A 21,307-nucleotide genomic window follows, 5' to 3' on the forward strand; every position below is an offset into this window, starting at 1 on the left:
ACCCGACCGCGACGCGCCTCCGCCACACGCAGACCCTCCGCGATGCGCACGACCTCAGTGCGAACGGCGAGGCTCAGCCGACCCCGCGCGGATCGCCGACCCGGGGCCGGCGCCGCCACGGAACCAGCACCGCCAGCGCGAGCGTCGCCACACCCCACACCGCGGCGACCTTCACCAGCACGCCGTAGATCAGGTGGGTCGGGGTGTAGTCGGCGTCGAACCCTCCCGCGACCGCGAGGGCGGCGACCGTGGCGATCAGCAGCGCCGCCGGCAGCGACAACCACCACGCCACGCGCACGGCATCCGGCAGCACGCGCTGCACCGGATCGGCGCGCCGTCGCCACAGCCACACCGCCGCGAACACGGCGAGCACCGCGAGCCCGAACGCGCTCGAGGCGTGCTGCAGCCACTTGATCCCGGGCAGCGGTCCCCACTGCTCCTCGAGCGCCGGGAACAGCTGCACGCCCGTGCGCCCCTCGTGGGTGAAGAGATCCCAGGCGATGTGGGAGGCCACCCCGAGCGCGAGCGACAGCACGAGCCACAGGATGCCGACGACTCCCCCGCTCACGCTCTCGCGCGCCGCGACGCGCGCTCCGGCGTCCCACCCCGCGGGCAGGCGCTCGGCGATCCGGCGCGGCAGCAGCTCGCGTGTGGCGGGGCGCAGGACGCACCGCCACACGAGCAGCAGCACGAACGCCACGACCACCGTGAGCGGCAGCCACGCGATGTCGTGCGTCATGCCGTAGTCGGGCGCCATCCCGCGCAGGAAGAGCGGCAGATCGGGGGTCATCGCCCCGATCGCGATCGCCGCCGGCACCAGCCGCGTGCGCAGGAACGGAAGCGCGACGACCGCGTGGCTCGGCGTGAACGGCATGTCAGCTCAGGAACAGCCCGGCCAGCGTCTTCTTGCCGCGACGCAGCACCGAGACCCCACCGGGGAGCGTGCCGGCCACGATCGCGTCGTCGGCGGTCACCTTGTCGCCGTCGAGCGAGACCCCGCCCTGCGCGATCGCGCGGCGCGCATCGCTCAGGCTGCTGCACAGGCCCGTCGCCGTGAGGGCCTCCACGACCGTGGTGCCCGCCGCGACCGTCGCGTGCGGCAGCTCCTCGAGCGCGGTTCGCAGCACCGCGGCGTCCAGACCCTTCACGTCGCCCTGGCCGAACAGTGCCTCGGTCGCGGCGATCACGGCCTCCGTGGCCGAGGCGCCGTGCACCGTCGTCAGCACCTCGCGCGCGAGGCGCTTCTGCGCGGCGCGGCGGAAGGGCTCCTCCTCCACCAGCCGGGCGTACTCCTCGATCTCGGCGCGCGAGAGGAACGTGAACACGCGGAGGCGCTCGACCACGTCGCGATCATCGGTGTTCAGCCAGAACTGGTACATGACCCACGGGCTGCACATCTCGGCATCCAGCCAGATGGCGTTGCCCTCGCTCTTGCCGAACTTGGTGCCGTCGCTGTTGGTGATCAGCGGCGTGCCGATGGCGTGCACCGAGGCACCCTCGACGCGGCGCACGAGATCGGTGCCGCTGGTGAGGTTGCCCCACTGGTCGCTGCCGCCGGTCTGCAGCACGCAGCCGTACGAGCGGTACAGCTCGAGGTAGTCCAGGCCCTGCAGGATCTGGTAGCTGAACTCGGTGTAGCTGATGCCGGCCTCGGAGTTCAGGCGCGCGCTGACGGCGTCTTTCTTCAGCATCGTGCCGACGCGGAAGTGCTTGCCGATCTCGCGCAGGAAGTCGATCGCGCTCAGCGGCGCGGTCCAGTCGAGATTGTTGACGATGCGCGCGGCATTGTCGCCCTCGAAGCTCAGGAAGCGCTCCACCTGGGCGCGCAGTCGGCCGACCCACTCCTCGACGGTCTCGGGCGTGTTCAGCGTGCGCTCGGCAGTCGGTCGCGGGTCTCCCACGAGACCGGTGGACCCGCCGACGAGACCCAGTGGGCGGTGGCCGGCCAGTTGCAGGCGACGCATGAGCAGCAGCTGCACAAGGTTGCCCAGGTGAAGGCTCGGCGCGGTCGGGTCGAAGCCGCAATAGAACACGACCGGCTCCCCCGACAGCAGCTCGCGCAGCTCGTCCTGGTCGGTCGACACGTGGACGAGGCCGCGCCAGAGCAGCTCGTCCCAGACGTTGTCGAACGTCGGATCGTTGGCGGGTTCGAGGGCGCTCACGGGCGCCGCGTCGGTGGTGGCAGACACCGGTTCAGGGTACCAGCGGGTCCGGACGGCTCCGGATGCCGCGCCCCCGCGCCGTGCGGGCCGCCTCCGCCCAACGAACCCGACGACCCGCGCCCCAGACCGGGTCACCGCGTCAGCCCGCGTGCACGCCCCACCACACCAGGAACGCCGCCGCGAGGGAGCTCACCCAGCTGACGAGGCTGCCGATGAGGAAGTACTCGGCGCGGTCGCCGTCGTCGCGGTCGCGCGAGATCTCGGGGAAGCGCACGATGCCCTTGGCCGCGAGCACCGCCGCCAGCAGCGTGTAGGCGCCGGCAAGGGTGAGCACGAAGACGAGGATGCGCTCGAGGGGGCCGATGAGCCGCCCGCCCCTCAGCGTGGGCTTCTGCTCGTCGCCCGTGTCGCGACCGCCCATCTCGGCCCGCAGAGCGATGCGCACGACCGCGTTGCCCGACTCCAGAAGGAACACCAGGCACCCGACGACGAGCACCACGACGTCGATCGAGACGGCCTCGCCGGGCCGGTACGCCGCCCACGCCTGCCCGATGATCCCCGGGCGTTCGCGCCCGGGCGCGACGATGACGCACCCCGCGGCGGCGAGCGCGAGGAGGGCGACGGGCCAGAGACCGGCCCGAGCGGGTCCGTCCTCGGGCACCACCCACGTCCAGATCGCAGCGACGGCGACGGCGAGGACGCCCGCGACCACGGCATCCAGGCCCGCCGACAAGAGCACGAGGAGCACCGCCGCCACGGCGAACGCCACCCATCGGCGCGAGCGGATCATCTGCCGCAGCAGGTCGACCGCGCCGACGGCGAGCAGGAGCAGGCCGGCGGCGATCACGCGCGCACCCCGATGACGAGCGCCTCGAACCCCTCGACGAGGGCGGCGGATCCGGCCGCGGCGAGCGCCTGCGACACCGCGGACTGGCTGATGCCCTCCGCCTCGGCGAGATCCCGCTGCGACCGCCCGAGGCAGCGCCCGCGGGTGAGCCGCCGGGAGCGCTCGCTCATGGCCGAGACCAGCTGGTCGCGACTGAGGGCGTAGGCGGTGGCGAGGCTGACGCTTTCGGACACGGCGGCATCCTCCTCCTCGGCGAGGGCGATCCAGGTGCGGGCGAGCGGCGCGGCGCGCTGCTGCAGGCGCTCGACGTGCTCGATCGCGGAGCGGGCCGCCCACCACGCCGGCCCCTCGGGCACGGTGCGCTCGCCGAGATCGATCGGGCGGATCTCCCCCACGCCGAGGCCGAACCGGCAGTCGACGCCGTCGGGCAGCGCGAGGCGCACGAGCAGGAGCGAGGCCAGGGCGGCCGACAGCGAGGGGTACTCGCCCTGGAACTCGTCGCCCACGACCGCGGTGAGGGGCGCGGCGGCCAGGGGCAGCGCCCGCTCCGCGTCGGCGACGGCCTCCGCGATCGCCCGCTGCGCACCGGCGCGGTCGTCGAGCAGCCGGGAGGCGACGATGTCGGCGATCACGGCGACGGTCATGACATAAGCCTAACGCTTATTCTCGAAGTTTGATAAGCGAAACACTGATACTCAGGGCAGGAGGGGGCGGGCGGCCGCCTGCGCGCGGGCGACGAGCTCTTCGCGCTGCTCCCCCACGCGCACCGGCGCCGTTCCCCCGACACCGGTGCGACTGGCCACCGACCCCTCGATGGTGAGCACCTCACGCACCGCCGGGGTGAGCGACGGCGATACCGAAGCGAGCACCTCGTCGTCGGCGTCTTCGAGGCCGATCTCGCGCTCCTCGCACGCCCGCACCAGCGCACCGGAGATCTCGTGCGCGTCGCGGAAGGCCACGCCCTGGCGCACGAGCCACTCGGCGACGTCGGTCGCGAGGGAGAAGCCCTGCGGGGCGAGCTCGGCCATGCGGTCGGTGTGGAAACGCAGGGTCGCGATCATGCCCGAGAACGCCGGCAGCACGAGCTCGAGCGTGCGCACCGAGTCGAACACCGGCTCCTTGTCTTCCTGCAGGTCGCGGTTGTAGGCCAGCGGCAGGCCCTTGAGCGTGGCGAGCAGACCCGAGAGGTTGCCGATGAGACGCCCCGCTTTGCCGCGGGCGAGCTCCGCGATGTCGGGGTTCTTCTTCTGGGGCATGATGCTCGACCCCGTCGAATAGGAGTCGTCGAGCGTGACGAAGCCGAACTCGCGCGTGTTCCACAGGATGACGTCTTCCGACAGGCGCGACAGGTCGACGCCGATCATCGCGGTGATGAACGCGAACTCGGCGACCACGTCGCGCGACGCGGTGCCGTCGAGGGAGTTCTCGGACGGGCGCGCGAGGCCCAGGCGGTCGGCGACGAGCTGCGGGTCGAGGCCGAGCGTGGCCCCGGCGAGCGCCCCTCCGCCGTACGGGGACACCGACGCGCGCACCGACCAGTCGCGCAGGCGCTCGATGCCGCGCACGAACGCCCAACCGTAGGCCTGCAGGTGGTGGGCCAGCAGCACGGGCTGCGCGTGCTGCAGGTGGGTGCGCCCGGGCATGATCGCGCCGTCGGTGGCCTCGGCCTGCGCGACGAGTGCGTCGATCAGGCGCAGGAGCTCACGCGTGAGGGTGCGGGAGTGGTCGAGCAGGTAGAGCCGCACGAGGGTGGCGATCTGGTCGTTGCGGCTGCGGCCGGCGCGCAGCTTGCCGCCGAGGGCCGGGCCCACGGTCTCGATCAGCACGCGCTCGAGGGCGCCGTGCACGTCTTCGTCGCCCGGGGCGGCGACCAACGAGCCGTCTTGCACGCGCGCGGCGAGCTCGTCGAGGCCGGCGTGCATGGCCCGCGCCTCGTCGGCGTCGAGGTACCCGGCGGCCTCGAGCGCGGCGGCGTGGGCGTGCGAACCCTGGATGTCGTAGAGCGCGAGGTCCCAGTCGAAGTGGGTCGAGCGGCTCAGGGCCGCGAGTTCGGGAGACGGTCCGCCCGAGAAACGGGCGCCCCACAGGGCGCCCTCGTTCGTCGTCTGACCGGTCTCGCTGCTCATGGCTCCAGCCTACCGAGAGCCGCCGACACCGCCGGGGCCGGTCGACGAGGCGCGCGCGGCCCCGGGGGCTGCGGCATCCGTCCCGACGACGACGCGCACGACACGGTCGACGACCGTCTCGAGGGGGCCGCGGCCGACGAACAGCACCCACAGCGTGCAGAAGACGGTGAGGCCGAGGGTCAGGGGCCCGAACAGTCCCGCCTCACGGATGCCGAGAAGGTCGGACGTGTCGCCCAGCAGCGCGAGCGCGACCACCGCCCACACCACCAGCTGCAGCACGTAGGCGGTCAGGGGCATCGACCCGACCGCGCGGATCGGGACGGCGACGACGCGCACCGGCGTGCGGCACAGCAGCAGGCACACCCCGATCGCAGCGATCGCGAACCCGCCCGAACCGATGACCTCCCACAGCCCCGAGGAGTGGTCCTCGGCGGTGAGCACCGCGGCGAGGTAGGGATGGGCTGCGGCCACACCCTCGGTGAGGAGAGCGGCGCCGTAGCCGGCCAGGGCGAGGGCGGCACCGCTCATCGCGACCACACCTTGCTCCGCGAGCGCGCGGAGGTCGAGTCGACCGATGCCCATGCCGGCGAGGAGGAACGCGATCCACGTCGTGAACGGATAGTTCCAGCCCACCAGGGCGGCGAGCTCCTCTCCCCCGCGGCCGGACCAGATGGGCGCGGCGTCGAGCAGCGGCTGCAGCCACGGCATGACGAGGGCGAGCGCCCCCGCCCAGAGGAACAGGTTCCGCGCCCGCATCCCGAGGAACGGCAGGGCGAGCAGGAACAGGAGGGCGTAAGCGGGCAGGATGACGTAGACCGGGACCCCCGTCAGCACCAGCAGCATCCCGATGGCCCACAGCAGTGCGCCGCGCAGGGCGAGGCGCGCTGCGGCCCGCGGGCGACGCTCGGGCGGGAGGGGGCGCGTGCCCCCGGTGACGAGGGCGATCGACACCCCCGCGAGCACCGCGAACAGGATCGACGAGCGGCCGTTGACCACCGTGACCCACGTCGCCGGGTCGGTGGTGAGCACCCGCTCGGTGTCGAGCAGGTGCGCGGCCAGCATCCCGAGCACCGCGAGGCCTCGGGCCAGGTCCACGCCGGTGAGCCGGCCCGGCCCGTCGAAGCGGGTCCAGAGCCGGCCGAACCGCGAGGGGGTCAGTCCTGGCGCAGAAGCCACACCAGCAGCGCCTTCTGCGCGTGGAGACGGTTCTCGGCCTCGTCCCACACCACGCTCTGCGGACCGTCGATGACCTCGGCGTCGACCTCGTACCCGCGGTCGGCGGGCAGGCAGTGGATGAAGATCGCCTTCTCGTCGGCGCGGGTCATCAGCTCGCTGGTGACCTTGAAGCCGCCGAGGTCGCGGATGCGCGCGATCTTCTCCTCCTCCTTGCCCATCGACACCCACGTGTCGGTGACGACGACGTCGGCTCCGGATGCCGCCGCCTCCGGGTCGGCGACGAGCGACACCGATCCACCGGTCTGCGCGGCGATCTTCTCGGCATCCGCGATGACGTCGGCGCGGGGGGCGTAGTCGGCGGGCGCAGCGACACGCACGTGCATGCCGGCGGTCACGCCCGCGAGCACGTAGGAGTGCGCCATGTTGCTGCGGCCGTCGCCGAAGAACGACAGCGTGAGGCCCCTCAGCTCGCCCTTGTGCTCGCGGATCGTGAGCAGGTCGGCGAGCAGCTGGCACGGGTGGAAGTCGTCGCTCAGGGCGTTGACGACCGGGACGCGCGTACCGCGGGCCATCTCTTCCAACCCCGCCTGCGCGTAGGTGCGCCAGACGATCGCCGCGACCTGGCGCTCGAGCACCCGGGCGGTGTCCGATGGCGTCTCCTTGCCGCCGAGCTGGCTGTTCGCCGTCGAGATGATCAGCGGCGAGCCGCCGAGGTCGGCGATGCCGACGGCGAACGACACGCGCGTGCGGGTCGACGACTTGTCGAAGATCACCGCGACCGTCTGCGGCCCCTGGAGCGGCTTCTGCGCCCAGCGGTCCTTTTTCAGTTCGATCGCGAGGTCGAGGATCTCGGCCTGCTCGGCCGGGGTCAGGTCGTCGTCGCGCAGCAGGTGGCGGGTCACGCGGGTACTCCTACGATGAGGGCGTCGGACACGGTGGCGAGCGCGGCGCCGAACAGCTCGAGGAACTCGGCCACCTCGGCATCCCCGATCGTCAGCGGCGGCGCGATGCGGATGGTGTCGTCGTTGGCGGCGTTGATCACGAGACCGTGCTGCTGGGCGGCGGCGACGACGGCCTTGGCGACCGGGCTGGTCAGCGCGATGCCCAGGAGCAGCCCGCGGCCGCGGACCCCCGCGACCAGCGGCGAGCCGAGCGCGGCGATGCCCTCGCGCAGCTGCGTCTCGCGCGCGGCGGCGTTGGCGACGAGACCGGCGGACTCGATCTCCTGCAGCACGGCCCCGCCGACGGCCGTTCCCAGAGCGTTGCCGCCGAAGGTCGAGCCGTGCGTGCCGGGGAAGAACAGGTCGCTCGCGGCGCCGAAGGTGATCAGCGCCCCGACCGGGAAGCCTCCGCCGATGCCCTTGGCCACCGTGATGGCGTCGGGGACGATACCGGCGTGCTGGAATCCGAACCATGCCCCGGTGCGACCGGCGCCGGTCTGGATCTCGTCGACGATGAGCAGCGCGCCGTGCCGGCGGGTGAGTTCGCGGGCCGCCTGGAGGTAGCCCTCGGGCAGCTCGACGACACCGGCCTCGCCCTGGATGGGCTCGACCAGCAGGGCCGCGACGCGATCGTCCATCGCGGCGTCGAGGGCCTCGATCGTGGCGTCGATGTGCTCGACGCCGGGGACCATGGGCAGGAAGTCCGCCTGCAGGGCGGGCTTGCCGGTGAGGGCGAGCGCCCCCATCGTGCGGCCGTGGAAGCCGCCCTTCAGCGTGAGGATGCGCGTGCGGTCGGTGCCGCGGCCGTGCAGGCGCGCGAGCTTGAGGGCAGCCTCGTTGGCCTCGGCCCCGGAGTTGCCGAAGTAGACCCGGCCCGACTCGTCCGTGCCGGCGAGGCGCTTGAGGCGCGCGGCCATCGCCAGCTGCGGCGGCGTGGCGAAGTAGTTGGAGACGTGCGAGAGGGTCGACGCCTGCGCCGTGATGGCCTCCACGAACACCGGGTGCGCGTGGCCGAGGGCGTTGACGGCGATGCCCGCGAGGAAGTCGAGGTACTTCTTGCCGTCGCCGTCCCACACGTACGCACCCTCACCGCGCACGAACAGCGCCATGCGGTCGCCGAAGCTGCGGACGAGGTCGCGACCGGCGTCTTCCTGCCAGGGGGCGCGCGACGCCGCGGGTTCCTGAGTCGTGTCCGCGTTCACGCGACCACCTCCGTTCCGATTCCTTTACTGGTGAACAGTTCGACGAGCACCGAGTGGGGCACGCGTCCGTCGATGATGGCCGCCGTCGGCACTCCCCCGTCGACGGCGTCGAGGCACGCCTGCATCTTGGGGATCATGCCCGACTCCAGACGCGGCACCATCTCGCGCAACTCCGTCGAGGTCAGGTGCGACACGAGCGAGTCCCGGTTGGGCCAGTCGGCGTAGAGGCCGGGCACGTCGGTGAGCACGACGAGCTTCTTCGCGTTCAGGGCCACCGCGAGGGCGGCCGCCGCGGCGTCCGCGTTGACGTTCAGCGAGGTGCCGGGGTTGTCGAGGTCGGGGGCGATGCTCGACACGATCGGCACACGTCCGGCGGCGAGGTGGTCCAGCACCGGCTGCGGGTCGACGGTGACGACGTCGCCCACGCGGCCGAGGTCGTGCTCGATCCCGTCGACCACGACGCCACGCCGGCGTCCGCCGAAGAGCCCGGCATCCTCCCCGCTCAGCCCCGTCGCGAGAGGCCCGTGCGCGTTGACCTTGGCGACCAGCTGCGGGTTGATCTGCCCGGTGAGCACCATGCGCACCACCCCGATCGCCTCGGTCGAGGTGACGCGGTAGCCGCCGCGGAACTCGCTCGGGATGTCGAGGCGGTCGAGCATCGACGAGATCTGCGGCCCGCCGCCGTGCACCACGACCGGCTTCACGCCGACGTAGCGGAGGTAGGCGATGTCGGCGGCGAAGGCGTCCTGCAGCTCGTCGCTGACCATGGCGTTGCCGCCGTACTTCACCACCACGACCTGGTCGCGGTACTTGCGCACCCACGGCAGCGACTCGACGAGCGTGACCGCCCGCTCGCTGGCTTCGGCGGGGTCGGTGTCTTGGAGGTCGACGTGGGTCATGAGGAATAGGCGCTGTTCTCGTGGACGTAATCGTGCGTGAGGTCGTTGGTGCGGATCGTCGCCGCCGCGTCGCCGACGCGCAGGTCGATGACCAGGTCGGTCGCGCGCGGGGTGAGGTCGACGTCTTCGCGGGGACGGTCCGGACCACCGGCCGTGCAGACGCGCACGCCGTTCATCCACACGTCGACGTCGTAGGGGTCGAAGGCCGCGTCGGTCGTTCCGATCGCGGCCAGGACGCGGCCCCAGTTCGGGTCGTTGCCGAAGATCGCGGCCTTGAACAGGTTGTTGCGGGCCACCGAGCGGCCCACCTCCACGGCGTCGTCTTCGCTCGCCGCGCCCACGACGCGGATCGTGATGTCGTGGGCGGCGCCCTCGGCGTCGCCCTGCAGCTGCGCCGCGAGGTCGTCGCACACCGCGGTGAGGGCTGCGGTGAACTCCTCGGCATCGACACGGATGCCACTGGCCCCGCTCGCCAGCAGGGTGACCTGGTCGTTGGTCGACATGCACCCGTCGGAGTCGAGACGGTCGAAACTCACGCGTGTGGCCGCGCGCAGGGCGGCGTCGGCCTCGCCCGCGTCGAGCACGACGTCGGTGGTGAGCACGACGAGCATCGTGGCCAGGCCCGGAGCCAGCATGCCGGCGCCCTTGGCCATTCCGCCGATCGACCAGCCGTCGCCGACGTGCACGGCCCGCTTCGGGCGCGAGTCGGTGGTCATGATGGCGAGCGAGGCGTCGTCGCCGCCGTCAGCCGACAGAGCGGCGACACCCTTCTCGACGCCGTCGAGCACCTTGGCGCGGAACACCTCGTCGCCGGTGCCGATCAGCCCGGTCGAGCACACGACCACGTCGCCCGCCGACACGCCCAGCAGCTCCGCCGCGCGCTCCGCGGTCTGATGCGTGGTCTGGAAGCCGAACGACCCGGTGAAGCAGTTGGCACCGCCGGAGTTGAGCACGACGGCCTCGATGGTGCCGTCCTTCACCACCTGCTCCGACCACAGGATCGGATTGGCCTTGGCGCGGTTGGAGGTGAAGACGGCCGCGCCCACCTTGTCGGGCCCGCGGTTGACCACGACGGCGACATCGCGGGCGCCGGTCGACTTCAGACCCACGGCGACTCCGGCCGCCTCGAATCCAGCGGGGGCGGTCACGCTCACGGGGCGACTCCGTTCAGGGGAAGGGCGGTGGTCTCGGCGAAGCCCAGCGCGATGTTCAGTGACTGCACGGCGGCGCCCGCGGTGCCCTTGACGAGGTTGTCGACGGCCGCGACGACGGTCACCCGGTTCGCCGCCCTGTCGATCGCGAGGCCGAGCGAGGCGACGTTGGCGCCGACCACGTCGGCCACGCGGGGGAAGACACCGGCGGGAAGCAGCTCGACGAAGGGCTCGTCGGCGTAGGCGCTCTCCCACGCGGCACGGATCTCGGCATCCGTCGCCCCGTCGCGGATCGGCGCCGACGAGGTCGCCAGGATGCCGCGAGCCATCGGCACGAGCACGGGGGTGAACGACAGGCGGATGCCGTCACGCGGGGCCCCGGCGGCCACCAGGGCCTGCCGGATCTCGGGGATGTGCCGATGCGTGCCGCCGACGGCATATGGATTGGCGCTGCCGAGGATCTCGCTCGCGAGGAGATTCGTCTTCGCGGACTTGCCGGCGCCGCTGGGTCCCACCGCGAGCACGGAGACGATGTCCGCCGGGTCGATGACGCCCGCCGCCACGCCCGGAGCGAGCGAGAGGGAGACGGTCGAGGCGTTGCAGCCGGGGGCCGCGATGCGCGTGGCTCCGCGCAGGTGCTCGCGCTGCTTCGTCCCGGCGACGGTGAGCTCGGGCACGCCGTAAGCCCAGGGCTCCGGGTGCTCTCCGCCGTAGAACGCCGCCCAGTCCTCCGCGGAGGTGAGGCGATGGTCGGCGCCGGCGTCGATGACGAGCGGCGTGTCGGCGAGGGCCTCGGTGTACTGCGCGGACTGACCGTGCGGAAGGGCGAGGAACACCACGTCGTGGCCGGCGAGCACCTCGGGGGTGGTGGCCTCCAGCTCGAGGTGTGCGAGCGAACGCAGGTGCGGCTGGTGGTCGATGAGGCGCTGCCCGGCGTTCGCGTGCGCGGTGACCGTGCGGATCTCGACGTCGGGATGGGCGGCGAGGAGGCGGAGGATCTCGCCACCCGCGTAGCCGGAAGCGCCGGAGACGGCGACCGAGAGGGTCATATATCCACCTTAGGAGTCGGGGGGTGTGCACAATGCAACCTGAACCGGGGCGGCGACGCCCGCATGCCCGACCGATGGCGGGTTACGAGGTCGCCGAGAATCGGCGCGCGACCCGACGTCGACGCTCGCCACCGGTGCTCACGGAGAGCTCCTCGGTGCGAACGGTGATCGACGACATGTGGCGAGGGTATCCGCAGCGGCGTCGGCGAGGCAAATCCGCGCGACCCCGCGAACGCCGGGAGCGCCGCTCGACGTGAGCCGAGCGGCGCTCCCGGGGTGCGTCAGTCGCGGATGGCGGCGCCGAACCGGTCCGCGGCCACCGCCACGCCGGAGAGCTTGGCCTCGGTCGCCTCGGCCGCTGTCAGCGTGCGGTCGTCGGCGCGGAAGCGCAGAGCGAACGTGAGGCTCTTCGTGCCCTCGGCCAGACCGGGGCCGCGGTAGTCGTCGACCAGGCGAGCCCCCTCGAGCAGGGGCGCCCCGCCCTCGATGAGCGCCGCGCGCACGGCCCCCGCCGCGACGTCGGCCGCGACGGTGAGCGACACGTCCTGGGTTGCGGCCGGGAAGCCCGAGAGGGATGCCGCGACCACGCGCGCGTGCGCGAGCTCGAGCATCGCGTCGAGGTCGAGTTCGGCCACGAGCACACGCCCGGGCAGATCCGCCGCGGCCGACACGGCGGGAAGCAGCTCCCCGACGTAGCCGATGTCCTGACCCGCCGCGAGCACGCGGGCGGTGCGGCCCGGGTGCAGGGCGGCGCGCTGGGCCTGCACGAGTTCGATGTCCAGCCCCGCGGCGGCGCTGAGCACGCGCACCGCGTCGACGGCATCCGCCAGGTCGGCGGCGAGCGCCGCCTGCCCGGGCTGCTTGGCGACGGTGTGACCGGTCAGCAGCACCGCCACGTGACGCCGCTGCGGCGGGATCGACGCGTCGAGCGCGGTGAGGGTGGCGGCATCCGGACGCACCGCGAGCGGCGGCACCGAGGGGGTGCCGTACTGCACGCCGGGCTTGGGGAGGAACACCGTGCCGGTCTCGAACAGCGCGAGGTCGACGATTCCGCGCGAGACGTTGCGGTGCGCGACCTGCAGGAGGGCGGGAACGAGCGAGCGGCGCAGGAACGGCGAGAGACCGTCGAGCGGGTTCGCGAGCTTCACGCTCGGGAGCGGGTCGCCCGAGGGCGAGCCGTGCAGCGCGTTCTGTTCCTCGGTGGTGAAGGGGAACGACGGGGTCTCGACGAAGCCCGCCGAAGCCAGGGCGTTCGCCACGCGACGACGACCCTGCTGCGCCGGCGTCAGGCCGCGACCCGACGGAGGCGTCGGCAGCACGGAGGGGATGCGGTCGTAGCCCTCGATGCGCGCCACCTCCTCGGCGAGCGTCCACTTGTCGCTGAGGTCGTGGCGCCACGACGGCGCGGTCACCGACCAGCCGCCCTCGCGCTCCTCGACCGTGCACCCGATGAGGCGCAGCGCCGAGACGATCTCCTCGTCGGTGTACGCGACGCCGATGAGACCCGGGACGAAGCCCGCGGGCAGCGTGAGGGGGTCGCGGCGATAGGTCGCACCCAGCGAACCGCCGAGCTCGGTGTCGAGCGTGCCACCGGCGAGCTCGACCATGAGCGATGCCACGCGCTCGGCCGCGACGTACGGCACGAGCGGGTCGACGCCGCGCTCGAAGCGACGCGAGGCCTCGGAGGGCAGCTTGTGCCGACGGGCGGTGCGTGCGATCGACACCTGGTCGAAGGTCGCGGCCTCGATCAGCACGTTGCGGGTGGTGGCGCTCATCTCGGTGGGCCCGCCGCCCATGACGCCGGCGAGACCGATGGGGCCCGACTCGTCGGTGATCAGCAGGTCTTCGGCGTTCAGCGTGCGCACCTGGCCGTCGAGCGTCTCGAGCTTCTCGCCCTGCTCGGCGCGGCGCACCGTGATGCCGCCCTGCAGACGGTCGAGGTCGTAGCCGTGGATGGGCTGGCCGAGCTCCAGCATCACGTAGTTGGTGATGTCGATGAGCACACCGAGGGAGCGGATGCCGGCGAGCGAGAGGCGCGTGATCATCCACGGCGGCGTCGGACGCGAGGGGTCGACGTCGCGCACGATGCGGGCGACGAACTCGGTGGCGCCGTGGCGTCCGCGGATGGGCGCCTGGTCAGCGACCGTGATCGGGAAGCCCGAGGGCGTGCGCGCCGCGGCCTCGTCGTGGCCGAGGCCCGGGTCGCGGAAGTCGGCTCCCGTCGCGTGCGAGTACTCGCGGGCGACCCCGCGCAGCGACAAGGCGTAGCCGCGGTCGGGGGTGACGTTGATCTCGACGGCGAGGTCGTCGAGGCCCAGCAGCGCGATGGCATCCGTTCCGACGGGCGCGTCGATCCCGAGGTCGACCAGGCGCAGGATGCCGGAGTGCTCGCTGCCGAGACCCAGCTCCTTGGCCGAGGCGATCATGCCGTCGGAGACGTGGCCGTAGGTCTTGCGGGCGGCGATCGGGAACGGACCGGGCAGCACCGAGCCGGGCAGGGTCACCACGACCTTGTCGCCGGCGAAGAAGTTGCCCGCACCGCAGACGATGCCGCGCACTCCCCCGTTCTCGGCGCCGACGTCGACCTGGCACCAGCGGATGGTCTTGCCGTTGGACTGCGGCTCGGGAGTGAACTCCTTGACCTCGCCGACGACGATGGGGCCGGACAGCTCGAAGCGGTGCACGTCTTCTTCTTCGAAACCGACCGAGACGAGGGCGGCGAGGACGTCGTCGGGCGTGGCCTCCGCGGGCACGTCGACGTACTCGCGCAACCAGGAGAGCGGGACGCGCATCAGACCACCATTCCGAACTGCTCGCTGAAGCGGACATCGCCCTCGGCCATGTCGCGCATGTCTTGCACGTCGCTGCGGAACATGAGCGTGCGCTCGATGCCCATGCCGAAGGCGAAGCCCGAGTACTCCTCGGGGTCGATGCCGGCGGCGCGCAGCACGTTGGGGTTCACCATTCCGCAGCCGCCCCATTCGATCCAGCGCGCCCCGCCCTTGAAGGTGGGGTGCCACAGGTCGAGCTCGGCGCTCGGCTCGGTGAACGGGAAGAAGTTGGCGCGGAAGCGCGTCTTGGCCTCGGGCCCGAACAGCACGCGGGCGGCGTGGTCGAGCGTGCCCTTGAGGTGCGCCATCGTGATGTTCTTGTCGATGACCAGACCCTCGAACTGCGTGAACACGGGCAGGTGCGTCGCGTCGAACTCGTCGGTGCGGTAGACCCGACCCGGGCACAGCACGTAGATGGGCAGGTCGCGCTCGAGCATCGACCGCACCTGCACGGGACTGGTGTGGGTGCGCAGCACGAGGTGGCGCGCGACCGGATCGACGAAGAAGGTGTCCTGCATCTGGCGCGCGGGGTGGTCGACGTCGAAGTTGAGCGCGTCGAAATTGAACCACTCGTGCTCGAGCTCGGGGCCCTCCGCGATCTCCCAGCCCATGCCGACGAAGATGTCGGACACCTGCTCCTGGAGGAGAGAGATCGGATGCCGTGCCCCGACGCGCGCGCGCTGCGGCAGCGCCGTGACGTCGATGCGCTCGGCCTCGAGCCGGGCCGCGGTCTCGGCTTCCGCCAGCTCGCGCTCACGGGCCGCGAGAGCCTGGTTCACCTGCCCGCGGGCCTGCCCGACGAGCTTGCCGAAAGAGGCCTTGTGCTCGGGGGCGACGTTGCGCATCTGAGCGTTCAGCTGCGCGAGGGAGGACTGCTCCCCCGTGTGCGCGGAGCGGGCGGACTTGAGCTCGGCCGTGGTCGCGGCGGCGGCGATGGCGGCAAGAGCCTCATCGACCGCGGAGGCGACGGCCTCAGGGGTGATCTCGGGTGCGTCGGACACGAGATGAGAGTCTACCGACGGGCGGGGACACACCCCCCCCCCTCGGCCGTTCCGATGGGGGTCGAGTCGTGCTTTCCGAGACCGCGCTGGGCGACGATCAGCGACGTGTCGGTCGTCCCCTGCGGCAGCAGCGGAACGGGCCCCGCGACCGCGCCACGGGGCGAGCGGCGCAGGCGCTTCTCGACGAGGGTGGCGACGAGCGAGAGCAGCAGGCACAGCGCGATGTAGATCGCCCCGATGACGATGGTCGCCGGAATGATCGGCGAGCCGACGGTCGGCTGCGCGCCGATGTACTTGGCGTAGAACAGCAGCTCGGGGTAGGTGATGATGAAGCCGAGCGCGGTGTCCTTCAGCGTCACGACGAGCTGGGCGATGATCACGGGCATCATCGCGCGGATCGCCTGCGGCAGCAGCACGAGGCGCATCACCCCGGCCTTGCGCAGGCCCACGGCGTAGCCGGCTTCGGCCTGACCGCTCGGCAACGATTCGACGCCGGCGCGGATGACCTCTGCCAGCACCGAGCCGTTGTAGCAGACGAGGGCGATGACCACGGCCCAGTACGGCTCCATCCGGATGCCGAGCACGGGGAAGCCGTAGTACAGCAGGAACATGAACACCAGCACCGGGATGGCGCGGAACACCTCGATGACGGCCGTGAACGGCCAGCGCACCCAGGCGTGGTCGGAAAGGCGGCCGATCGCGAGCAGCAGCCCCAGCGCGAGCGCGCCGACGGCGGCCACGAGGAAGGCCGCTATGGTGCGCATCGTGGCCTCGCCGATCTGGACCCACACGTTCGTGTAGGTGAACGCCGACCACTTCTGCGCGGTGAACTGGCCGGTGTCGGCGAGGCGCCAGACGAAGAACCCGACGATGGCGAGCACGACGAGGATCGTCAGCACACCGAGGATGCGGTTGCGGGCGACGGCCTTCGGCCCGGGGACGTCGTACAGGACGCTGCTCATCGGGCGACCCTCCATCGGTTCTCAAGAGTTCGCTGCAGCCACGACAGCAGCAGGACGAGCGCGACGAAGGCGACCATCACCCACAGGATGACGATGAACGCGTTCTCACCACGCTCGCTGAGGTAGTTGCGCACCGAGCCCAGGTTGACGATCGAGAAGCCGGCGGCGACGGTGGTGTTCTTCAGCAGGGCGATCAACACGCTCATCATCGGCGGAATGACCGAACGGAACGCCTGCGGCAGGACCACGAGCGTCATCACCTGGCCGAAGCCCAGGCCGAGGGCGCGTGCGGCCTCCGCCTGCCCCACCGGGACCGTGTTCACCCCGGAGCGGATCGCCTCGGCGACGTAGGTGGCGGTGTAGATGCCCAGGGCGCAGATGCCGAGCGTCAGCGAGACGTCGCCGGTGAGGCGCAGACCCAGCAACGGGGGCAGGGCGAACACGAAGGCGAAGAACACCAGGGTGAGCGGGGTGTTGCGGATGACGCTGACGTAGAACGTCCCCACACCGCGCGCGATCGGCACCGGAGAGACGCGCATCGCGCCCACGATGATGCCGAGCACCAGGGCGAGGGCTCCGCCGGCGAAGAACAGCAGCAGCGTGCCGACGAGCGCCTGGCTCCAGATGTCGAGGTTGTCGGTGATGACGCCCATGCGTGGTCCTTAGATCGGAGAACGGGATTCGGGGGCGACGCGATCGCGCCGCCCCCGAACGGATCACTCGTCGGCGGTGGGCTGCTCGCCCTTGATGCCGGAGGGAGCCAGGTTCTTGTCGAACAGGGCCGTCCACACGTCGCCACCGTCGTTGAAGAGGGTGTTGATGTGGTCCTTCAGCACGGTGTCGCCCTTGGGCAGGCCCACGCCGTAGCGCTCCTCGCTGAAGGTGTCGCCGGCGATCTTGAACGCCTCGGGCTCCTGCGCCACGTACCCGGCGAGGATCGCCTGGTCGGTGGTCACGGCGTCGACGGAACCGGCGCGCAGCTGCTCGAGGCACTGCGTGTAGGTGTCGTACTCGACGGTGTCGCCCGGGGCGTACTCGTCGCGGATGCGCTGGAGCGGCGTCGAGCCGGTCACCGAGCAGACGATCTTGCCCGCGAGGTCGTCGGGGCTGGTGATGTCCTCGTTGTCGGCGGCGACGAGCAGGCCCTGACCGGTGATCAGGTACGGGCCGGCGAAGTCGATCGACTCCTTGCGCTTGTCGGTGATGGAGTAGGTGCCGACGTAGTAGTCGATGTTGCCGTTCACGAGCTCCTGCTCGCGGTTGGCGGAGGGGATCGTCTTGTACTCGATCTGGTCGGCGTCGAAGCCGAGCGAAGCTGCGATCCACTGGGCGATCTCGACGTCGAAGCCACCGCGCTCGTTGCTCACCGGGTCCTTGAAACCGAGACCGGGCTGGTCCTCCTTCACGCCGACGACGACCTTGTCGGCAGAGACCATGCGCTCGTACGTGGGGCTGCCGTCGAGCGAGACGTCGGAGGCGACCTCCCACAGCTGAGTGGTGTCGGCTCCGTCGCCCTCGGCACCGGGAGCGGCTCCGGGGGTGCCGCTGTTGCAGGCCGTCAGGGCCAGCAGGCCGGCGGCGACGATGCTCGCGCCGGCGAGAAAACGTGTCTTACGCATGTGATGTCTCCTTGGTTACGTGTGCTGTGCGGATAAGGGTCGGTGACGACGGCGCGCGAGATCGACCGGGGGGAACGGTCGGGATGCGGTCGGCGGGAGAACCTCCTCGTTCATCGCCGTCGAGGAAGCGTCAGTGGGTGATGAGCTTGGAGAGGAAGTCTTTCGCCCGGTCGGACTCGGGGTGGGTGAAGAACTGCTCCGGAGCCGCCTGCTCCACGATCTGGCCGTCGGCCATGAAGACCACGCGGTTGGCGGCCTTCCGGGCGAAGCCCATCTCGTGGGTGACGACGATCATCGTCATGCCGTCGGCGGCGAGGCCGACCATCACGTCGAGCACCTCGTTGATCATCTCGGGGTCGAGGGCCGAGGTGGGCTCGTCGAACAGCATCACCTTCGGCTTCATCGCGAGCGCGCGCGCGATCGCGACGCGCTGCTGCTGACCGCCGGAGAGCTGGGCGGGCAGCTTGTCGGCCTGGTGTCCGACGCCCACGCGGTCCAGAAGCGCGCGCGCCTCCTTCTCGGCATCCGCCTTCTTCATCTTGCGGACCTTGATCGGCCCGAGCGTGACGTTCTCGAGGATCGTCAGGTGCGCGAAGAGGTTGAACGACTGGAACACCATGCCGACGTCGGCACGCAGCTCGGCCAGGCCCTTCCCCTCTTTGGGAAGCTCCTTGCCGTCGATGGTGATCGAACCGCTCGTGATGGTCTCGAGACGGTTGATGGTTCGGCAGAGCGTGGACTTCCCCGACCCCGAGGGGCCGATCACCACGACGACCTCGCCGCGGTCGACGGTCAGGTCGATGTCTTTCAGGGCCTGGAACTGGCCGTAGTGCTTCTGCACGTCGGACACGACGACCAGGGGCTCGGGAATCGCCGGGGGAACGGATGCCATGTGATCACCCTATGAGGGTGATGGGCGGGCGACCACATTCCCGCGCAGGCCTTAACCGTTCTGTAACAGCCGGTCTCAGCGCGCGCGCTGCGCGAACGCCGTCTCGTAGAGGCACACGCTCGCGGCCGTGGCGAGGTTGAGCGACTCCGCGCGGCCGTAGATCGGCAGGCGCAGCGCCAGGTCGGCGTGCGCGAGGGCGGGCTCGTCGAGACCCCGCGCCTCGTTACCGAACAGCCACGCGGTGGGCTCGGCGAGGAGGTCGCGGGAGGCCAGGAAGTCGTCACCCTCAACGTCGGCGGCGACCACGCGCAGGCCCGCCTCGTGCACGCGCCCGACCACGTCGGCCAGCTCGAGGTCGACCACCACGGGCACGTGGAACAGCGAGCCGGTCGTGGAGCGCACGACCTTGGGGTTGTACGGGTCGACCGTGCGGCCGGTCAGGATCACGGCGTCGGCACCGGCGGCATCCGCGGCCCGGATGATCGTGCCGAGGTTGCCGGGGTCGCGCACCTCTTCGCAGATCGCGATGAGACGCGGCCCCGATGCGAGCACGTCCTTCAGGGCCGTCGGCGACTGTCGCGCGACGGCGACGATGCCCTGCGGCGTGACGGTGTCGGCCATCGCGTCGAGCACGGCCTCGGTCGTGTACCGCAGGTCGACACCGGCGGCCTCGGCGGCGTCGCGCACGTCGGTGTGCTTCTCCATCGCCGTCGGCGTCGCGTACAGCTCCCGCACCGTCTCCGGAGCCCAGGCCAAGGCCTCGCGGGCGGCCTGCGGGCCCTCGAGCAGGAACAGGCCGGTCTCCTGTCGAGCGGCGCGTTTGCTGAGCTTGGCCACGGCGCGCACCCGCGGCGAACGGGGGTTCTCCAGCACGACCCCAGTGTATGACGCCCCCGGCATGCACCCCGGGATGCCGCGCAGGAACGACGAAACGGGCGCCCTCCGAAGAGGACGCCCGTTCGCCGAGAACGTGTCTTACGCGGTCTTCGCGGCGTTGACGTCGCTGGGCAGCGCAGCCTTCGCGGTCGCGACGAGCGAAGCGAACACGGCCGGCTCGTTCACGGCGAGCTCGGCGAGCATGCGACGGTCGACCTGCACACCCGCGAGGCCGAGGCCCTGGATGAAGCGGTTGTACGTGAGGCCGTTCTGGCGGCTCGCGGCGTTGATGCGCTGGATCCACAGACGACGGAAGTCGCCCTTGCGCTTGCGACGGTCGCGGTACGCGTAGACGAGCGAGTGGGTGACCTGCTCCTTCGCCTTGCGGTACAGGCGCGAACGCTGTCCGCGGTAACCGGAGGCGCGCTCGAGGATGACGCGACGCTTCTTGTGAGCGTTTACTGCCCGCTTGACTCTAGCCATTTCTGTTCTTTCCTAACGTGCGTCGGCGCTCAGAGGCCGAGGAGCTTCTTGGCGACCTTGGAGTCACCCTTGGCCAGGACCTGCTCCTGGTTCAGGCGACGGGTGCGCTTGGAGGCCTTGCCCTCGAGGTTGTGCCGCATGCCGGCCTGCTGCTTCATGAGCTTGCCGCTACCGGTCAACTTGAAACGCTTCTTGGCGCCCGAGTGGGTCTTCTGCTTCGGCATCTGTCTTCCTTCGTTGGTGTTCCCGGCGGAGCGGGAGTCAGGGGGGCTTACTCGGCGGGCGCCGGAGCAGCTTCGTCGTCGGCTCCCGAGTCGCCACGGGCAGCGCTGCGCGCTGCCTCGCGGTTGGCCGCGCGCTGCGCGTTCTGCTCGGTCTTGACCTCGGACTTGTTCTTGTGAGGAGCGACCACCATCACCATGTTGCGGCCGTCGATCGTGGGGTTGGACTCGACGGTGCCGAACTCGGCGACGTCTTCCGCGAACTTGCGGAGCAGGCGCACACCCTGCTCGGGGCGCGACTGCTCGCGACCGCGGAACAGGATCATCGCCTTGACCTTGTCGCCCGCCTGGAGGAAGCCCTCGGCGCGCTTGAGCTTGGTGATGTAGTCGTGCGCCTCGATCTTCAGGCGGAACCGGACCTCTTTCAGGACCGTGTTCGCCTGGTTACGGCGCGTCTCCTTGGCCTTCTGAGCGGCCTCGTACTTGAACTTGCCGTAGTCCATGATCTTGACCACGGGCGGCTTCGAGCTCGGCGCAACCTCGACCAGGTCGAGGTCCGCTTCCTGGGCCAGGCGCAGCGCAGCTTCGATTCGGACGATGCCGACCTGCTCGCCGTTGGGTCCGACGAGACGGACCTCCGGGACTCGGATGCGCTCGTTGGTGCGGGGATCGCTGATGCGGAACTCCTCTTTTATGCGGGTGGTGGCCGCCGCGATCCATCGGAATCGCGGGCGAAGAGGAGAGACACGCCACCCGGCACGGTGCTGTCGGCACCGGCTTCTGCACCCTGGCGACCCCGTGGAACACGGAGCGGAGTGCGGGAACCCGGTAGCCTGGAGCGGCAAGCGCGGGTGGGATGTGATCCTCTT

At 71.1% G+C, this 21,307-nt stretch carries 21 protein-coding genes; all 21 read right to left on the reverse strand.

The window, feature by feature from the left end; translation table 11 throughout:
- Positions 1 to 73: 73 nt before the first annotated feature.
- On the reverse strand, positions 74 to 874 hold the full coding sequence (locus ACK4LS_RS03495; RefSeq protein ID WP_409713209.1) for a DUF4184 family protein: 801 nt from the start codon (positions 872 to 874) through the stop codon (positions 74 to 76).
- A gap of 1 nt (position 875) precedes the next feature.
- A complete protein-coding gene (tyrS, locus tag ACK4LS_RS03500) occupies positions 876 to 2,189 on the reverse strand; it encodes a tyrosine--tRNA ligase (RefSeq protein WP_409713212.1) in 1,314 nt (437 codons plus the stop codon).
- 112 nt (positions 2,190 to 2,301) lie between these two features.
- Positions 2,302 to 3,009 (reverse strand): hypothetical protein, encoded by a 708-nt coding sequence (locus ACK4LS_RS03505; RefSeq protein ID WP_409713215.1) that lies wholly within the window; start codon positions 3,007 to 3,009, stop codon positions 2,302 to 2,304.
- On the reverse strand, positions 3,006 to 3,653 hold the full coding sequence (locus ACK4LS_RS03510) for a SatD family protein (RefSeq protein ID WP_409713218.1): 648 nt from the start codon (positions 3,651 to 3,653) through the stop codon (positions 3,006 to 3,008). Before ACK4LS_RS03510 ends, ACK4LS_RS03505 begins: the two co-directional genes overlap by 4 nt.
- A 51-nt stretch (positions 3,654 to 3,704) precedes the next feature.
- Positions 3,705 to 5,135, reverse strand: coding sequence for an argininosuccinate lyase (gene argH, locus ACK4LS_RS03515; protein WP_409713221.1), 1,431 nt, complete (start codon positions 5,133 to 5,135; stop codon positions 3,705 to 3,707).
- 9 nt (positions 5,136 to 5,144) lie between these two features.
- Positions 5,145 to 6,230, reverse strand: a complete 1,086-nt coding sequence (locus ACK4LS_RS03520; RefSeq protein ID WP_409713224.1) for a heparan-alpha-glucosaminide N-acetyltransferase domain-containing protein — start codon at positions 6,228 to 6,230, stop codon at positions 5,145 to 5,147.
- Positions 6,231 to 6,289: 59 nt separating this feature from the next.
- On the reverse strand, positions 6,290 to 7,213 hold the full coding sequence (gene argF, locus ACK4LS_RS03525) for an ornithine carbamoyltransferase (protein WP_409713227.1): 924 nt from the start codon (positions 7,211 to 7,213) through the stop codon (positions 6,290 to 6,292).
- Positions 7,210 to 8,454, reverse strand: a complete 1,245-nt coding sequence (locus tag ACK4LS_RS03530; RefSeq protein ID WP_409713230.1) for an acetylornithine transaminase — start codon at positions 8,452 to 8,454, stop codon at positions 7,210 to 7,212. The genes argF and ACK4LS_RS03530 overlap by 4 nt, the downstream gene beginning before the upstream one ends.
- Positions 8,451 to 9,353, reverse strand: a complete 903-nt coding sequence (argB, locus tag ACK4LS_RS03535; protein ID WP_409713233.1) for an acetylglutamate kinase — start codon at positions 9,351 to 9,353, stop codon at positions 8,451 to 8,453. The genes ACK4LS_RS03530 and argB overlap by 4 nt, the downstream gene beginning before the upstream one ends.
- On the reverse strand, positions 9,350 to 10,507 hold the full coding sequence (gene argJ / locus ACK4LS_RS03540) for a bifunctional glutamate N-acetyltransferase/amino-acid acetyltransferase ArgJ (protein ID WP_409713236.1): 1,158 nt from the start codon (positions 10,505 to 10,507) through the stop codon (positions 9,350 to 9,352). Before argJ ends, argB begins: the two co-directional genes overlap by 4 nt.
- A complete protein-coding gene (argC, locus tag ACK4LS_RS03545; protein ID WP_409713239.1) occupies positions 10,504 to 11,553 on the reverse strand; it encodes an N-acetyl-gamma-glutamyl-phosphate reductase in 1,050 nt (349 codons plus the stop codon). The genes argJ and argC overlap by 4 nt, the downstream gene beginning before the upstream one ends.
- A 281-nt stretch (positions 11,554 to 11,834) precedes the next feature.
- Positions 11,835 to 14,345, reverse strand: a complete 2,511-nt coding sequence (gene pheT / locus ACK4LS_RS03550) for a phenylalanine--tRNA ligase subunit beta (protein ID WP_409713242.1) — start codon at positions 14,343 to 14,345, stop codon at positions 11,835 to 11,837.
- Positions 14,345 to 15,385 carry a phenylalanine--tRNA ligase subunit alpha gene (pheS, locus tag ACK4LS_RS03555; RefSeq protein ID WP_409713245.1) on the reverse strand — a complete coding sequence of 347 codons (1,041 nt, stop codon included), beginning with the start codon at positions 15,383 to 15,385 and terminating at the stop codon, positions 14,345 to 14,347. The genes pheT and pheS overlap by 1 nt, the downstream gene beginning before the upstream one ends.
- A gap of 11 nt (positions 15,386 to 15,396) precedes the next feature.
- Positions 15,397 to 16,347 (reverse strand): amino acid ABC transporter permease, encoded by a 951-nt coding sequence (locus ACK4LS_RS03560; protein WP_409713248.1) that lies wholly within the window; start codon positions 16,345 to 16,347, stop codon positions 15,397 to 15,399.
- Positions 16,344 to 17,000, reverse strand: a complete 657-nt coding sequence (locus ACK4LS_RS03565; protein WP_409713251.1) for an amino acid ABC transporter permease — start codon at positions 16,998 to 17,000, stop codon at positions 16,344 to 16,346. The genes ACK4LS_RS03560 and ACK4LS_RS03565 overlap by 4 nt, the downstream gene beginning before the upstream one ends.
- 63 nt (positions 17,001 to 17,063) lie before the next feature.
- Positions 17,064 to 17,966, reverse strand: a complete 903-nt coding sequence (locus ACK4LS_RS03570) for a glutamate ABC transporter substrate-binding protein (RefSeq protein WP_409713254.1) — start codon at positions 17,964 to 17,966, stop codon at positions 17,064 to 17,066.
- A 130-nt stretch (positions 17,967 to 18,096) separates the two neighbouring features.
- Positions 18,097 to 18,858, reverse strand: a complete 762-nt coding sequence (locus ACK4LS_RS03575; RefSeq protein ID WP_409713257.1) for an amino acid ABC transporter ATP-binding protein — start codon at positions 18,856 to 18,858, stop codon at positions 18,097 to 18,099.
- 75 nt (positions 18,859 to 18,933) lie between these two features.
- The gene (locus ACK4LS_RS03580; RefSeq protein WP_409713260.1) at positions 18,934 to 19,731 is read right to left on the reverse strand and encodes a TrmH family RNA methyltransferase; all 798 of its coding nucleotides are present in this window, start codon (positions 19,729 to 19,731) and stop codon (positions 18,934 to 18,936) included.
- Between the two features lie 102 nt (positions 19,732 to 19,833).
- Positions 19,834 to 20,217 (reverse strand): 50S ribosomal protein L20, encoded by a 384-nt coding sequence (gene rplT, locus ACK4LS_RS03585; protein ID WP_063257942.1) that lies wholly within the window; start codon positions 20,215 to 20,217, stop codon positions 19,834 to 19,836.
- 29 nt (positions 20,218 to 20,246) lie between these two features.
- On the reverse strand, positions 20,247 to 20,441 hold the full coding sequence (rpmI, locus tag ACK4LS_RS03590) for a 50S ribosomal protein L35 (protein ID WP_013583375.1): 195 nt from the start codon (positions 20,439 to 20,441) through the stop codon (positions 20,247 to 20,249).
- 47 nt (positions 20,442 to 20,488) lie between these two features.
- Positions 20,489 to 21,115, reverse strand: coding sequence for a translation initiation factor IF-3 (gene infC / locus ACK4LS_RS03595; RefSeq protein ID WP_409713386.1), 627 nt, complete (start codon positions 21,113 to 21,115; stop codon positions 20,489 to 20,491).
- Between the last annotated feature and the right edge of the window lie 192 nt (positions 21,116 to 21,307).

This window comes from Microbacterium sp., from assembly GCF_046295495.1.
In the GTDB taxonomy this organism is placed as follows: domain Bacteria; phylum Actinomycetota; class Actinomycetes; order Actinomycetales; family Microbacteriaceae; genus Microbacterium.

Coding starts and splice junctions, on each gene's coding strand:
- ACK4LS_RS03565 (WP_409713251.1), bottom strand. CDS start 17,000: ATGGGCGTCATCACCGACAACCTCGACATCTGGAGCCAGGCGCTCGTC.
- rpmI (WP_013583375.1), bottom strand. CDS start 20,441: ATGCCGAAGCAGAAGACCCACTCGGGCGCCAAGAAGCGTTTCAAGTTG.
- argB (WP_409713233.1), bottom strand. CDS start 9,353: ATGACCCACGTCGACCTCCAAGACACCGACCCCGCCGAAGCCAGCGAG.
- argC (WP_409713239.1), bottom strand. CDS start 11,553: ATGACCCTCTCGGTCGCCGTCTCCGGCGCTTCCGGCTACGCGGGTGGC.
- ACK4LS_RS03570 (WP_409713254.1), bottom strand. CDS start 17,966: ATGCGTAAGACACGTTTTCTCGCCGGCGCGAGCATCGTCGCCGCCGGC.
- pheT (WP_409713242.1), bottom strand. CDS start 14,345: ATGCGCGTCCCGCTCTCCTGGTTGCGCGAGTACGTCGACGTGCCCGCG.
- ACK4LS_RS03560 (WP_409713248.1), bottom strand. CDS start 16,347: ATGAGCAGCGTCCTGTACGACGTCCCCGGGCCGAAGGCCGTCGCCCGC.
- ACK4LS_RS03575 (WP_409713257.1), bottom strand. CDS start 18,858: ATGGCATCCGTTCCCCCGGCGATTCCCGAGCCCCTGGTCGTCGTGTCC.
- argH (WP_409713221.1), bottom strand. CDS start 5,135: ATGAGCAGCGAGACCGGTCAGACGACGAACGAGGGCGCCCTGTGGGGC.
- rplT (WP_063257942.1), bottom strand. CDS start 20,217: ATGGCTAGAGTCAAGCGGGCAGTAAACGCTCACAAGAAGCGTCGCGTC.
- ACK4LS_RS03510 (WP_409713218.1), bottom strand. CDS start 3,653: ATGACCGTCGCCGTGATCGCCGACATCGTCGCCTCCCGGCTGCTCGAC.
- ACK4LS_RS03495 (WP_409713209.1), bottom strand. CDS start 874: ATGCCGTTCACGCCGAGCCACGCGGTCGTCGCGCTTCCGTTCCTGCGC.